Source organism: Senegalia massiliensis, from assembly GCF_009911265.1.
GTDB classification, from domain to species: domain Bacteria; phylum Bacillota; class Clostridia; order Tissierellales; family SIT17; genus Anaeromonas; species Anaeromonas massiliensis_A.
This window is the reverse complement of the sequence record NZ_QXXA01000014.1, coordinates 1-13,912: the sequence shown is the minus strand read 5'-3', so window position 1 is coordinate 13,912 and position 13,912 is coordinate 1. Positions and strand designations below refer to the sequence as shown.

Here is a 13,912-nt window from a genome sequence, read left to right as displayed (position 1 = left end):
TAAAAATAAAGATATAAAAAAGTGCTTTAGAAGCACTTTTTTATATCTTTTATAATGGAAATATTATTCTTGATAGTGAAACTATAAATGACAATGTTATTACACTAAAAATAGTAGATGTCATAACAACTTGAGAAGCAAATTCTGGTTCATTATTATGTTCTACAGCTATTAAAGCAGTATTTACAGCAGTAGGCAAACTAGATGATACCATAAGAGTTTGAGCCATTATAGTATTTATATTTAAAGTTTTAATTAGTATAAAAGCTATAAAAGGACCACCTAAAAGTCTAATAAAATTTGATAGATAAACCACATTATTTTTAAAGAATATTGGAGTTTTAGATAACTGAATACCTAGTACTAATAAAGCAAATGATATCATTCCTTGTTTTGCATATGAAAGACCAGTCCAAATAGGGTTTTGAGTCATGTCATATGGAATGAATTTTAGTAAAATAGCTAATATAATTATATAGATAACAGGAATTTTAAATATACTTTTTAAAGAATTCTTCCAATCAGTACTTCCTCTACTAGCATTATAAAATCCGAGTGTATTTGTAAAAATATTTTGAGTTATATATATTATTATATGACTAGTAAGTGCTATATCAATATAAGGATTAGTACCATTTACAATGAAAATTTCATTACTAAAAATTAAAGTGATTAAAGGTATTCCTATATTACCAGAATTTATAAAAGTTATAGAGTTAATAAATGCATTTTTTAAAGAGTTACTATATCCTAATAATAATGAAATTAATATTCCTAGTATATAATTTAAAGCAACTAATAAAATACCAAATAAAAAAACCTTTAAAAATCTAGAATCTAAATCTGTAGTATAAATATTTACTAAAAGAAAAGCTGGAACAAAAACATAGAAATTTAGCTTGCTTAAAGTATACATATCTAAATCAAAAATTTTATTTAATATATATCCTATTGTAATTAGAAAAAATATTGGTATTATATTATTTATTAAAATGTGAAAAAAGATATCCATGAAAATCTCCTATACGTATATTATATTTTAAACCTATAGAATATTGTATCATAATATAGCAAAATATGAGATAATTATATGGAAGTTATTATTAAGAAATTAATTAAGTAAATTATAAATAGTAGGAAGGATCATGGCTTAGGCTTTGAATACTTTCTTTTTTTATTGGAATATTTAGTTAAAATAATCATAATTGAAATTATTATAGTTTAGATTTGGTTATAAAACAAATATTTTGATTATTATATGCCAACATTATTTTATCGTAAAACAACAAATTAATGTTGATATATGATAAGGTTGGAATTATAATATAATTGGATGGTGATGATATGAGAACATGGATGGTTAATGCTTTTAAAATATCTATTATTTTAATTGGAGTAGCTGTATTATTACTTTTTATATTTTGGCTACCTAATGTATCAAGGAGGTTAGCAATATTAAATCCTGAATATGCATACCTAAGATATCCATTACTTTTTGGGATTTATATTACAGGTATACCTTTTTATATGGGTATTTTCCATACTTTTAAGCTTCTTAAATTAATACAAGGAAATAGTGCATTTACTAAGAAGGCTTGTAAGTCTTTAGGAGCAATAAATGTATATGCTGTATTAGTTATAGTTATATATATTATTGGTATGATTTTTATAAGTATTAACAATGCAATTCAACTTGAAGTTTTATTATTTGGAATTTTAATTATATTTGCTTCATTTATTATTGCAATATTTTCAGCAATACTTAAAGAATTACTCAGGAAAGTAGTTGAGATAAAAAATGAAAATGATTTTACAATATAAGGTGATTATATGGCTATTATAATTAATATTGACATAATGTTAGCAAAAAGGAAGATGAGTGTTACAGAATTATCTGAAAGAGTAGGTATAACTATATCTAATATTTCTATTCTTAAAAATGGAAAAGCTAAGGCTGTAAGATTGACTACTTTAGATGCAATATGTAAAGCGTTAGATTGTCAACCAGGAGATATATTAGAATATAAAGATTTAAATGAGGAGGAATAAAAATGAAAAAATATTTATTTAGTATTATTTTAGGGATTATGAGCTTTATATGCTTGATGGGATATAATATAATTGGATCTACTGTTTTGTCAGATGGTACATTATCTGAACCCTTTTTTCTTATTCCAATAGGATTATTACTTGCAGCTATTTCTATTATTTCAGCAATATTAATTTATATAGTTCCTAAGTTTATAAAAATTAATAATTAATATTCATATGTTGTTTAGAAAACTACATTTGAGTATTTAGATTAAAATATAAAGCATATAAATAAATCATATCTATGATGAAGGTCATGATTTATTTATATGCCTTTTTTTATAAGATTTCCAATTTGTTTTAATTGAAGAATAAACACCTACAGCTGCATTTCCGTAAAATAAACCCATAAATATCCCAGCACTTAAATCTTGTTTATGTGCAAAGAAGATTGATATTATAAGTCCTATTAAATTTGCAATTGATGGGATATAAATACCTCTAATTGAAAAAAATATTTTAATAATTTGTGTAACTACTACAACTGTAGGCACTGCTATAATAGCATCCCAAAGATTTGTATGAATAATTGGAAACTCTTCCATAAAAAATTCCCTCCTCAAATAAGTTTCAAAGGGTATTTTATGTAATATAAAAAAAACTATGCATATTAATAAAGAATGTATGAGTTTTTATAAAAGTTAAATTAAAAAAAGTTAAGTAATTAGAATCTAATTACTTAACTTTTTCTAATTTTTTGAAGAAGTTTTAAGCCAAATTAAGGGTATAGTCGTCTAATAAGTAGAAGGATAAAAAACAAGAGGTATTAGATATTCCTTTAGGAACAGCAAAATCTATATTATATAGAGCATTAAAGAAACTTAGATATGAATACTCGAAGGGAGATGATATTAATGAATAATAAGATAAAGCAAGAAATAAATAAAATCAATATTCCTAAAGAACTCCATGAGAGAAGTAAAATGGGTGTTTTAAAGGTTAAAAATGAAAGATATAAAAATAGAAAAAACTATAAATTTAAAGCTATTAGTCTAATTGCTAGTATGATTGTATTAATTGGAGTTATTTATATTTACAATAACTGGAATCGAAATGATAATATTTCTAATGAAAGTATAAAGATTACTAAAATTCAATTATCAGAGGATTTATCAGATGCAGATCCAATAAGAAATTCTAGAAATAATGAGGAATATAGAAATTTAATAATTGAATTAAATGATGGATCTAAAGTTAATTTAACATTAATTAAAGGTGGATATATCTATTATGGGTATATGAATATATATTTTAAAATGAATGAAAATAAATTTTTAAAAATATGGAATGAGATTAAATAAGTATAAAATACCTATTTGCAGTAATTAGATACTGTAAGTAGGTATTTTTTATTATTAAATTTAGTTGTCAATTTTATTTTTAGCATACTTAAATATATTCATTTTTTTCTAAAATATATATAAGAATAAATCCAAATATTATAAATACTAATGTAAAAATAGTTTCATAAATTAAATTCAATTTATACACCTCACAAAGATATTTAAGTATAGTATTCTCAATATTGTAGAAAATAAATACAAATATAAAATTTATTTCGGAGGTAAAACATGAAATTATTTTTAGAGGTAGTAGTACAAACATTTTTAGCTTTTTTTACAATATTATTCATAACAAGACTTTTAGGAAGACAACAAGTTGCTCAACTTACATTTTTTGAATATATTAATGGAATAACATTTGGATCAATAGCTGCTACTCTTGCTACTGATGTTAATCAACATACTTATCAACATTTTATTGGATTGTTATTATTTGGTGTTTTGACTGGCTTAGTTTCATATATTTCCCTTAAAAAAAGGCAATTTAGAAAAGTTATTGAGGGAGAACCTATAATAGTTATTCAAGAAGGACAAATACTTGAGAATAATTTAAAACGAGCTAGATATAGTATAGATGAATTGAATCTTTTATTAAGAGATAAGGATGTATTTTCTATAGAGGATGTAGAGTTTGGATTATTAGAAATAAATGGAAAATTAAATGTAATAAAAAAGTCAGACAAGAAAACTGCTACTCGTGAAGATTTAGGAATTTCAAATAGTAAAGATTCACTTTTTACTGAAATAATAATAGGAGGACAAATCATTTACGAAAACCTTAGAGAAAGAAAGATGACTGGAAAAGATTTAATGAAAATGATTAAACCATTTGGTATTAATCGTATTGATGAAATATATTATTCTGCCATAGATGAAAATAATAAAATATACATTGATAAATATGATGATAAAATTGAATCTCAAATTGATATTAGTGAAAATAATAGAAAAGTATAATTGTGTATTCGTTGATAATTCCTATCATTTACAAAACAATATCAATATGATATTATTTTTATAATTAAAACAATTAAAAAGGGGAATAATAGTAATATCTTATATGTTGGAAGGAAGATAGACTTGAAAGATTTGAAAGAAAAAGCTGAAATAAGAAGTTCAAGAAAAAGAGATCATGTAGAACATGTATTAAAAAATAAATTTGAAAGTAATAATTATTTTAATGATATATATTTAGAACATAATTCTTTACCTGAAATAGATTTTAATGATATTAATACAGAATATAATTTTTTAGGTAAGAATATAAGTTTTCCTATAATGATAAATGCAATGACAGGAGGATTTGATAGAGCAGTAGAAATCAATAGTAATCTTGCAAAAGTAGCAAAAAGATTAAATATACCTATGGCAGTAGGTTCTCAGACTATTGCTATAAAAGATAAAGATTATGAATCCTCTTTTAAAATAGTTAGAGAGATATTGAATGATGGAGTTGTTATTTCAAATGTTAATGCTTTTGTAGATGTAGATGAAGCAAAAAAGGCTGTTGACATGATTCATTCAGATGCACTTCAAATACATATAAATCCTGCTCAAGAAATTTGCATGCCAGAAGGAGATAGAAATTTTAAAGGAGTTTTAAAAAAAATAGAAAAGATAGTAAAAAACATAGAAAAGCCAGTTATTGTAAAAGAAGTTGGCTTCGGAATTTCTAATGATGTAGCTAAAAGATTATATAATGTAGGAGTTAAATATATTGATTTAGGTGGACATGGAGGAACCAATTTTATAAAAGTTGAAAATGCAAGAAATGAAGATTTCGATTTTGATGAATTATTTGAATGGGGAATACCAACAGCCCTTAGTCTTTTAGAAAATAAAAATATAGCTAGTGATTTAAATATTGTATGTAGTGGAGGTATGAGAACTGCTAATGATGTTATAAAAGCATTAAGTATAGGAGCAAATATGGTAGGTATTAGTGGCCCGATCTTAAGGGAATTAGAAGAAAGAGGTCATGAAAGTGCTTATAAATATCTAGAAAATATAATATATAAATCTAAAGTAATAATGCTTCTTTTAGGAAAAGAGAATATAAGAGATTTAAAAACTGTACCATATAGAATAAAGGGACAACTTAAAGAATTGATGGTTAATATAAATGAATAAATTACCTGCTAAATTATCAACAAGTAATGCCCATAGTAAAATTATATTAGCTGGTGAACATGCTGTTGTTTATGGAAAACCTGCAATTGCAATCCCTTTTCCTTTAAAAGTTAGTTCTACTATAGAAAGATCACGTGGAAATATTATATTTGAATCTGATATATATACTGGTTTTCTTGATGATATGCCTTTGCAGCTCAAAGGTATTTCTAATTGTATAAAACAAATATTAAATTATTTAAATAAACCTATTAGTGATTTACGAATTAGGATTATTTCTTCTATCCCAATAGGTAGAGGACTTGGATCTAGTGCTGCAATTAGTATTTCCATTGTAAGAAGTTTATTTTCTTTTTTTGGTCAAAAACTTACACAAAAACAATTATTTTCTTTTGTACAAGTAGCTGAAAACTATGCCCATGGAAATTCAAGTGGATTAGATATTATGGCTGAATTAAGTGAATATCCTATATGGTTTGAAAAGAGAATAGGAATAACATATATAAAGAATCAAAAACCTTTATATGTAGTTGTAGCTGATACTGGCAATAGTGCTAATACTAGAGTAGCAGTAGAAAATGTAAGGAAAAGATATAATGATAATCCAGAAAAAGTGCAAAGAATACTTAACAAAATAGAACAAATTACAATTGATATAAAAAAAGCTCTTTTAAAAGGTAATACTGATTTAGTTGGTAGATTACTTACATATAATCATAATGAGCTTGTAAACATTGGAGTTAGCGATAAGTTCCTTAATAAATTAGTTGAAAAATCCTTAAAGGCAGGAGCTTTAGGAGCTAAATTGACTGGTGGCGGATTAGGTGGTTGCATGATTGCTCTTGCAAAAGATATAGAACAAGCTAAAATAATTTCAAATAGATTAATAAAATCAGGGGCATATCAAAGTTGGTATTTTTCAACTAATGAAGATATTGTTATGGAGGTTAAATAAATGAAAGCTACAGCAAAAGCAAATACTAATATTGCACTTATAAAGTATTGGGGTAAGCGAGATGAAAAATTATTTTTACCTACAAATAATAGTATATCTATTACCCTTGATAGATTTTATACTGTTACAACAGTTGAATTTAAAAAAAATATTACAAATGATATTTTTTATTTAAATAATAAAAAGGCTGATAAAAAAGATCAAATAAAAATCTCTAGTTTTTTAGATAAAATAAGAGATTTTTCTGGAACAAATTTCTATGCAGTGGTTAATTCTGAAAATAAGGTACCTACTGCAGCTGGCTTTGCTTCTTCTGCATCAGGTTTTGCAGCACTTGCTGCAGCATCAATAAAAGCAGTTGGCTTAGAATTAGATAAAAGTGAATTATCAGCTATTGCAAGGCAGGGTTCAGGTTCTGCTTGTCGTTCTATTTATGGAGGATATGTTGAATGGGAAAAAGGTGAAAGAATAGATGGAAAAGATTCTTTTGCAAAAAGACTTTTACCTGAAACTGATTGGAATATTAGTATACTTTCAGTTCTTGTAAATTCTAATAACAAAAATATATCCAGTAGAGAAGGTATGAAAAGAACTGTAGAAACTTCACCTTTTTATTCTGCTTGGCTTGATACTATAGAAAAAGATCTAGAAATTACAAGAAAAGCAATAAAATATAAAGATTTTAAAAGCCTTGGAGAAGTAGTAGAGAAAAATGCACTTAAGATGCATGCCACTATGATTGGAGCTGAGCCACCAATATTATATTGGCAATGTGGTACTATGGATGTAATTCATCATGTTAGGAATCTAAGATTATCTGGAATTTCTGCTTATTTTACAATAGACGCTGGTGCAAATGTAAAAGTACTTTGTCATCCTAGTGATGAAAAAAAGGTATATGAATCTTTATTAAAGTTAGAATCAGTACAAAATGTTATTACTTGTCATCCTGGCAAAGGAATAACATACTTATAATGAGACGTGGATACAGTTTTCGGTCTCAAGAGAGGGGATATATATTATGAAAGAAAAAGAAAATGTAAAAAATAACATTGAAGTTTGGGAAGATATTGTAAGTATTAAAGATTTAGTTATGTCACTTATAATTTGTAGTGTAACTACTTTTGTAGCATATATATTAGCGCCTAATGAACCTCCAAAACCGTTATTTTTTGGATTAACAGGTGCTATAATAGGATTTATAATTTCTTCTATTTTTATTAAACCTAAAAGAATATTTATAGAAACAAACGAGGAGAATTAATATGGATTTTATTTTAATTTTACAGATGGTTATTGCTGCTATAATCGCAGCTGTTATGTATACTGTAATTGGTGCAGCTCCAGGTGCAGATGAAACTGCAACTATTGCACCAATAACTTTAGTTTTAGTTTTATCAGGTCTAGATCCTGCTATAATATTAGCTTTTTTTATTTCAGCTATTATAGCTTGTAAATTAATTGATTCTGTTCCAGTTTCAATAGCAGGTATTCCTGCTGGTGTTATGTCTACTCCAATGGTAGAACATGCTATGGTTCTTAAAAAAAATGGTTTAACTGATACTAGTATTAGAAAAATAGCATCAGGTGCTATTATAGGTACTATTGTGTCTATACCAGTTAGTTTATTTTTAGCCCAAGCATTAATTCCTTTTGCAAAAATAATTGAAAAATATGGTGATCCAGTATTTTTTGTTGGGGCCATATTATTAGCACTTATGAGTAAGAAAAAATTAATTGCAATTGTTTCAATATTACCTTTTGCATTATTAATTCAAGGACTTAGATATATGTATTGGGGAGTTGGAACTGTGCCAGAAGATACTAATGTATTTATTTCTTTTTTCTTAGGTATTACAATTGGACCTGTAATACTTACTTTATTTGAATTATTAAATAAAGATAGAAGAGATAAATTTGAACGATATGATAAAAAATCTATTCATATGAAAAATACTGAGAAGATAAAAAAATTCCCAAATCCCTTTAAAATCTTAACAAAAAAAGAGATAGGATATAGTATTTTATCTTCACTTATTGGTTCTGTTACTTTTATATTAAGTCCTGTTGGACTTACAACATTTTTTGGAGAGTTATTTTCAAGCAGGACAAAAGATGAAGTGGAAAAAGCTTCTCTTGCAGTGTCTACAATGGAGTCATTAGCTCAATCAACATATATATCAGGAGCTCTTATACCACTTATTGCTTTAGGAATTCCATTATCACCTGTAGCTATTGGTCCTGGTAACCCACTTTTCAATGCTCCACCTGTTTTTACATTAGATAATAATATGCATCATTTATTAACTACATCAGACTTTATACTTGCAACTTTAATTGGTGCAATAATTGCCTGTGGTTTTACTTTTTATATTGCAGTTAAATATTCAAGGGAAATTTGTAGATTTGTATTTAAGAAAATTCCTCATGAAGCATTACTAGGATTATTCTTTAGTTTAGTATTGTTACTTGCATTTATAGACGGTGGTATAGTTAATATTTTTGGTGTTCTTTTAATAGGAATTGTATCAGGTCTATTTTATAGATTAGGTGTAAGTTATGGAGTTTTATTTATGACACTTTATTCAGCACCATGGATTATAAAAGCATTATCAGCTCTATAAAGAAAGGATGTATTATATGGATAACTCGTGCTTAAAAGTTAAAGCACCAGGAAAACTTATGATTGCTGGCGAATATGCTGTGTTAGAAGAAAATCAGAAAGCAGTAGTAATAGCTGTTAATCGTTATATAACAGCTGAGATAGAAAAGAATAAAGAGAATAGTATTACTATTTTAAATATGGATTTAAAGGATATTACATGGCATATAGATAAAGAAGTAGAATTTAGTATATTTGATTCACGATTAGAATTTATTAAAAATGCTATTTTTATCGCTATTAAATATTTAAAAGAAAATTTTATAACAATTAAAACATTTAAATTGAAAATTGAGAGTGAACTTAATGATGATATGACAAATAAAAAATATGGATTAGGTTCAAGTGCAGCTATTGTTGTTTCAGTAATTTCAGCTATATTAAGTTTTCATTCTGGAAAAAAAGTAGAATACTCGCTTGATGAAATTTTTAAACTTTCAGCTATTGCGCATTTAAAAACTCAGAAAAGTGGTTCAGGAGCTGATATTGCAGCTGCTGTTTATGGGGGATGGATAGAGTATTCTGCATTTAATGGAAAATGGGTTTTAGATAAATTGTATAATAACAAAAATTTAATGAAAATAGTAAAAATTCCATGGCCTAATTTACTTATAAATAAAATTTCACCTCCAGAATCTCTAAAATTAGTTATAGGTTGGACAAAAAAACCTGCAAAAACAGTACCAATGATTGAAAAATTTCAATATTTTAAAGAAAGAAATAGAAAAGGTTATAATAATTTTTTAAGAGAAAGTTCTATTGCAGTAGATAAATTAATTTATAGTTTTAATGAAAATAATTATAAAAAATCAATTGATAGCCTTATGAAAAACCGAAAAGTACTTCAAAAATTATCTCATGATGCTAAAATGAATATTGAAATAGATAAATTAAAAGATTTATGTGATATAGCTGAGAAATTTGGAAGCGGTAAATCTTCAGGAGCAGGAGGAGGAGATTGTGGTATAGCTTTTATAAAGTCAGAAGAGCAAGCAAAAGAGTTATATGAATTATGGAAGGAAAATGATATTATTTCGTTAAATTTAAAAATATCAAAAAATGGTGTATCTATAAATTAAATCCCTCAGGTTAAGACTTGAGGGATATTTTTGTGATATAGAATTAAATTTTAATAGTTTTAAAAACCATAGCCATAAAAATATCATTGTTTTTTGTTCTGCATTAGTGCATAATGATAAAAGAGGAAATTTAAATATATAAATTATAAATAGGAGGAATAATATGACTAGAATACTTATCGTTGATGATGAAAAAGAAATAGCTGATTTGCTAGAATTTTATCTTCAAAATGAAGGTTATAATGTAGTAAAAGTTAACAATGGCAAGGATGCTGTTGATATTATTAATAATCATAATATTGATTTGGCTATTTTAGATGTTATGCTTCCAGACATTGATGGATTCACTATTCTAAAGAAAATTAGAGAAAAATATTTTTATCCTGTTATTATGCTAACAGCTAAAGTGGAGGATATTGATAAAATAATGGGATTAACTATTGGTGCCGATGATTATATTACTAAACCTTTTAATCCACTTGAGCTTATTGCTAGAGTAAAGACTCAAATTAGAAGAATTAATCACTATAATAAAGAAGTTCAATCAAGTTTTATTGATATTAATGGACTATACATTAATGAAGAGTCTCATAAAGTTGATCTCTATGGAAAAGAAGTTGATCTTACTCCATTGGAATATAATATCTTACTATATCTTGCTAAAAATAGAGGCAAGGTTATTTCTTCAGAGAAACTTTTTACTAATATATGGGGAGAAAGATATTTAGACAATAATAATACAGTTATGGCTCACATAGCAAGATTAAGAGAAAAGTTAAATGAAGATGCTAGAAATCCTAAATTCATAAGAACTGTTTGGGGGGTAGGTTATATAATTGAATAATTACACTAATATTTTATATAAGAAATTTGGACTAAAATTTATTATTTCAGCTATATTATATACAGTTATTATTTTATTATTATTTTTTCTATTCAAGATAACTTTAAGTGATAAAGTGTATTTTGGGTATGAGCCTATGTATCCTTTTTATCATTGGGCAGATAATAATAGGATTTTTTTAATATTTATAGTGTTATCTATTGGTTACACTTTTATTGGATTAGTATTGTTTAATAAATCTATTAAATATATGGATGAAATTATAACTGCTATTGATGAGGTTTACAGAAAAGATGATGTATTAATTTCTCTTTCTGGAGACTTAAAAAATGTAACTGAAAAGATGAATAGGATAAAGTTTAACTTGAGAGAAAATGAAAAATTAGCTAAGGATACTGAAAAAAGGAAAAATGATTTAATAATTTATTTAGCGCATGATTTAAAAACACCTCTTACTTCTATTCTAGGGTATTTATCAATACTCAAGGATGAACATGATCTAAGTAATAACTTTAGAAAAAAATATTTACAGATTGTATATGATAAGTCAGAAAGATTGGAAGAGTTAATTAATGAATTTTTTGATATTACTCGCTATAATTTAAAGGATATTAATTTAGAAAAATCAAATACTGATTTTTCATTGATGATGGAACAGATAATTTATGAATTCAAACCTTTATTAATTGATAAAAATCTTAATATTAATAGTAGTATTCAAAGTGGAGTAATGATTAATATTGACACTGGAAAAATAGAAAGAGTTATTGATAATGTTATTAGAAATGCAATCAACTATTCTTATGAAAATACTGCTATAGATATCTCTATGAATATTATTTATGATATTGTAGAAGTAAAAGTAAAAAACTATGGACCAACAATTCCTAGAAATAAATTAGATTATATATTTGAGGAGTTTTATAGACTTGATTCTTCTAGAAGTTCTAAGACAGGAGGTGCTGGTCTTGGACTTGCAATAGCCAAATCAATTATTAAGGCTCATGGTGGAAGTATTAATGCTAAAAGTGAAAATGAATATGTAGAAATGAATATAAGAATTCCTTTTTAACTTTGTAAGAAAGTTGTAAGTATTTAATAAGAAAGAGTTAATATATTACAACTTGATTTTTGATATGATTATATCAAGAATTAAGTTGTATTTTTTATGAGAAAAATTAGGAGGTAAGTTATGAAAATATCAAAAAGTATTTTTAAGTTTTTAATTATTTTAACCGTATTTATATTATTATATATAACAGTTGTAACTGAAGATAAAGGTGACGAGTTTAATTTTATAGAAATTTCAAAGAAATTTATTGATAATTATATTAGTAGATTTGTAGATGAATCTAATAAAGACAGTGGTAATTTAGATAAAGGTAAAAGTCATAGTTCTGCAGATGAATATTCTAGCAATTATATTTATTTATTCGATAGAGAAGATAAAAATATGGAATATGAAAAAAATGCTAAGTCTAGAGCATATCCTGCATCTCTTACTAAAATTATGACTACTATTGTTGCCCTTGAGCAGATAGATGATTTATCATCTGTTGTTCCTATAGATGTAGAAACTTATAAGAAAATGGTTGATAAAAACTCTTCTATGGCAGGGTTTTATGGTAGAGAATTAGTAACATATCGGGATCTTTTATATGGTACTATTTTAAGTTCTGGAGGTGAAGCAGCAAATTCCCTTGCTGTTAATATTTCAGGAAGTGTTGAAAGTTTTGTAAGTCTTATGAATGAAAAAGCTTCTGAACTTGGACTTAAAGATACTAACTTTACAAATCCAGAAGGTCTTGATGATGATAATCAATATACTACAGCTTATGATATGGCTAAACTTTTAGACTATGCTTTACATAATGAGCAATTCAAAAAAATTTTTACTACAGAAACTTTTAAAACAACATCTACTTTGGATCATCCTGATGGAATAATGCTAGAATCAACAGTATTATCAAAGCTTATTGGGGTAAATCAAGAAGACTTTGAAATTATAGGAGGCAAATCAGGAACTACCTATAAAGCTGGACAATGTTGGGCAACACTTGGAGTAAAAGGTGGGCAAGAATATATTTTAGTAGTTATGGGAGCACCTTTAGAAGATATTAGTGATTCAGATGCAGATATGATGCAACTAGATGATAGTATAAAATTATATGAGAGAATAAGTTAAATTTTATAAAATCAAAAGATAAAGTATGAAAGTGGTGATTTATTGTGAAAAAAATTTTGTTATTTTTTCTAGTATTATTTATATCTCTTAGTATACTAGGGTGCTCATATATTGATGTAGATGAAGTAGAAGAAAACGATGAAAGTGAAAATGATGACTTAATTGTAGAAGAAAGTCCAGAGTATTCAACTCTTTCACTATCTGCTGCAGGTGATATTATGTTTCATGGTGCTCAACTTAAATCTGCATATAATAATAATACAAAAGAATATGATTTTAAAAGAGTATTTGAAAATGTAAAACCCCATTTAGAAAATTCAGATATAGCAATAGCTAATTTTGAAACTACTACTGCAGGAAGTGAAATGCCTATATCTAGTTATCCCTCATTTAATAGTCCAGATTCTACTGTAGATGCTTTAAAATATTCGGGGATTGATATATTAACAACTGCAAATAATCATTCTTTAGATACTGGTAAAACAGGGATAGTAAACACTATAAAAAACATAGAAAATAATGGTATAGAGTATATAGGTACTAGTAAAGAAGAGTATAGAGCATTTATATTAAAAGAAAAGAATGATATTACATTATCATTTTTATCATATACTTATGGATTA

Annotated in this window: 17 protein-coding genes; 15 read left to right on the top strand and 2 right to left on the bottom strand. The window is 26.0% G+C overall.

Features of this window, described 5'->3' with window-relative positions; translation table 11 throughout:
- Positions 1-49 precede the first annotated feature (49 nt).
- A complete protein-coding gene (locus tag D3Z33_RS12645) occupies positions 50-1,012 on the bottom strand; it encodes an AEC family transporter (protein ID WP_160198138.1) in 963 nt (320 codons plus the stop codon).
- Between the two features lie 332 nt (positions 1,013-1,344).
- Here D3Z33_RS12645 and D3Z33_RS12640 point away from each other — a divergent pair, with 332 nt between their 5' ends.
- Genes D3Z33_RS12640 through D3Z33_RS12630 form a run of 3 tightly spaced genes read left to right on the top strand, consistent with a single transcriptional unit; the run spans position 1,345 to position 2,261 of the window.
- Positions 1,345-1,821, top strand: a complete 477-nt coding sequence (locus D3Z33_RS12640; RefSeq protein WP_160198137.1) for a DUF2975 domain-containing protein — start codon at positions 1,345-1,347, stop codon at positions 1,819-1,821.
- Between the two features lie 9 nt (positions 1,822-1,830).
- On the top strand, positions 1,831-2,049 hold the full coding sequence (locus D3Z33_RS12635; protein WP_160198136.1) for a helix-turn-helix domain-containing protein: 219 nt from the start codon (positions 1,831-1,833) through the stop codon (positions 2,047-2,049).
- Positions 2,050-2,051: 2 nt separating this feature from the next.
- Positions 2,052-2,261 carry a DUF3955 domain-containing protein gene (locus D3Z33_RS12630; protein ID WP_160198135.1) on the top strand — a complete coding sequence of 70 codons (210 nt, stop codon included), beginning with the start codon at positions 2,052-2,054 and terminating at the stop codon, positions 2,259-2,261.
- 84 nt (positions 2,262-2,345) lie between these two features.
- On the opposite strand, the gene D3Z33_RS12625 is transcribed toward D3Z33_RS12630, so the two are convergent.
- Positions 2,346-2,636 (bottom strand): hypothetical protein, encoded by a 291-nt coding sequence (locus tag D3Z33_RS12625; protein ID WP_160198134.1) that lies wholly within the window; start codon positions 2,634-2,636, stop codon positions 2,346-2,348.
- A 309-nt stretch (positions 2,637-2,945) separates the two neighbouring features.
- On the opposite strand from D3Z33_RS12625, the gene D3Z33_RS12620 reads away from it, so the two are divergent.
- The 12 genes from D3Z33_RS12620 to D3Z33_RS12565 all read left to right on the top strand — a co-directional run.
- Entirely contained in the window at positions 2,946-3,392 is a 447-nt protein-coding gene (locus tag D3Z33_RS12620; protein ID WP_160198133.1) for a hypothetical protein, read from the top strand.
- 270 nt (positions 3,393-3,662) lie between these two features.
- Complete coding sequence (locus D3Z33_RS12615; RefSeq protein ID WP_160198132.1) at positions 3,663-4,391, top strand: DUF421 domain-containing protein; 729 nt, start codon at positions 3,663-3,665, stop codon at positions 4,389-4,391.
- Positions 4,392-4,523: 132 nt separating this feature from the next.
- Complete coding sequence (fni, locus tag D3Z33_RS12610) at positions 4,524-5,564, top strand: type 2 isopentenyl-diphosphate Delta-isomerase (RefSeq protein WP_201750528.1); 1,041 nt, start codon at positions 4,524-4,526, stop codon at positions 5,562-5,564.
- Complete coding sequence (mvk, locus tag D3Z33_RS12605; protein WP_160198131.1) at positions 5,557-6,519, top strand: mevalonate kinase; 963 nt, start codon at positions 5,557-5,559, stop codon at positions 6,517-6,519. The genes fni and mvk overlap by 8 nt, the downstream gene beginning before the upstream one ends.
- Entirely contained in the window at positions 6,520-7,494 is a 975-nt protein-coding gene (gene mvaD / locus D3Z33_RS12600; protein WP_160198130.1) for a diphosphomevalonate decarboxylase, read from the top strand.
- A gap of 46 nt (positions 7,495-7,540) precedes the next feature.
- Complete coding sequence (locus tag D3Z33_RS12595; RefSeq protein ID WP_160198129.1) at positions 7,541-7,783, top strand: hypothetical protein; 243 nt, start codon at positions 7,541-7,543, stop codon at positions 7,781-7,783.
- Between the two features lies 1 nt (position 7,784).
- Positions 7,785-9,143: a tripartite tricarboxylate transporter permease gene (locus D3Z33_RS12590; RefSeq protein ID WP_160198128.1), complete on the top strand. Its 1,359-nt coding sequence runs from the start codon at positions 7,785-7,787 to the stop codon at positions 9,141-9,143.
- 16 nt (positions 9,144-9,159) lie between these two features.
- Positions 9,160-10,260, top strand: coding sequence for a phosphomevalonate kinase (locus D3Z33_RS12585; RefSeq protein WP_160198127.1), 1,101 nt, complete (start codon positions 9,160-9,162; stop codon positions 10,258-10,260).
- 163 nt (positions 10,261-10,423) lie between these two features.
- A complete protein-coding gene (gene vanR, locus D3Z33_RS12580; RefSeq protein WP_160198126.1) occupies positions 10,424-11,104 on the top strand; it encodes a VanR-ABDEGLN family response regulator transcription factor in 681 nt (226 codons plus the stop codon).
- Positions 11,097-12,176 carry a sensor histidine kinase gene (locus D3Z33_RS12575; protein WP_160198125.1) on the top strand — a complete coding sequence of 360 codons (1,080 nt, stop codon included), beginning with the start codon at positions 11,097-11,099 and terminating at the stop codon, positions 12,174-12,176. The genes vanR and D3Z33_RS12575 overlap by 8 nt, the downstream gene beginning before the upstream one ends.
- A 120-nt stretch (positions 12,177-12,296) precedes the next feature.
- A complete protein-coding gene (locus D3Z33_RS12570; RefSeq protein ID WP_160198124.1) occupies positions 12,297-13,289 on the top strand; it encodes a D-alanyl-D-alanine carboxypeptidase family protein in 993 nt (330 codons plus the stop codon).
- A gap of 44 nt (positions 13,290-13,333) precedes the next feature.
- Positions 13,334-13,912 (top strand): CapA family protein (locus tag D3Z33_RS12565; protein WP_160198123.1); only part of this gene is annotated, 579 nt, incomplete at its 3' end.

Coding starts and splice junctions, on each gene's coding strand:
- D3Z33_RS12645 (WP_160198138.1), bottom strand. CDS start 1,012: ATGGATATCTTTTTTCACATTTTAATAAATAATATAATACCAATATTT.
- D3Z33_RS12640 (WP_160198137.1), top strand. CDS start 1,345: ATGAGAACATGGATGGTTAATGCTTTTAAAATATCTATTATTTTAATT.
- D3Z33_RS12635 (WP_160198136.1), top strand. CDS start 1,831: ATGGCTATTATAATTAATATTGACATAATGTTAGCAAAAAGGAAGATG.
- D3Z33_RS12630 (WP_160198135.1), top strand. CDS start 2,052: ATGAAAAAATATTTATTTAGTATTATTTTAGGGATTATGAGCTTTATA.
- D3Z33_RS12625 (WP_160198134.1), bottom strand. CDS start 2,636: ATGGAAGAGTTTCCAATTATTCATACAAATCTTTGGGATGCTATTATA.
- D3Z33_RS12620 (WP_160198133.1), top strand. CDS start 2,946: ATGAATAATAAGATAAAGCAAGAAATAAATAAAATCAATATTCCTAAA.
- D3Z33_RS12615 (WP_160198132.1), top strand. CDS start 3,663: ATGAAATTATTTTTAGAGGTAGTAGTACAAACATTTTTAGCTTTTTTT.
- mvk (WP_160198131.1), top strand. CDS start 5,557: ATGAATAAATTACCTGCTAAATTATCAACAAGTAATGCCCATAGTAAA.
- mvaD (WP_160198130.1), top strand. CDS start 6,520: ATGAAAGCTACAGCAAAAGCAAATACTAATATTGCACTTATAAAGTAT.
- D3Z33_RS12595 (WP_160198129.1), top strand. CDS start 7,541: ATGAAAGAAAAAGAAAATGTAAAAAATAACATTGAAGTTTGGGAAGAT.
- D3Z33_RS12590 (WP_160198128.1), top strand. CDS start 7,785: ATGGATTTTATTTTAATTTTACAGATGGTTATTGCTGCTATAATCGCA.
- D3Z33_RS12585 (WP_160198127.1), top strand. CDS start 9,160: ATGGATAACTCGTGCTTAAAAGTTAAAGCACCAGGAAAACTTATGATT.
- vanR (WP_160198126.1), top strand. CDS start 10,424: ATGACTAGAATACTTATCGTTGATGATGAAAAAGAAATAGCTGATTTG.
- D3Z33_RS12570 (WP_160198124.1), top strand. CDS start 12,297: ATGAAAATATCAAAAAGTATTTTTAAGTTTTTAATTATTTTAACCGTA.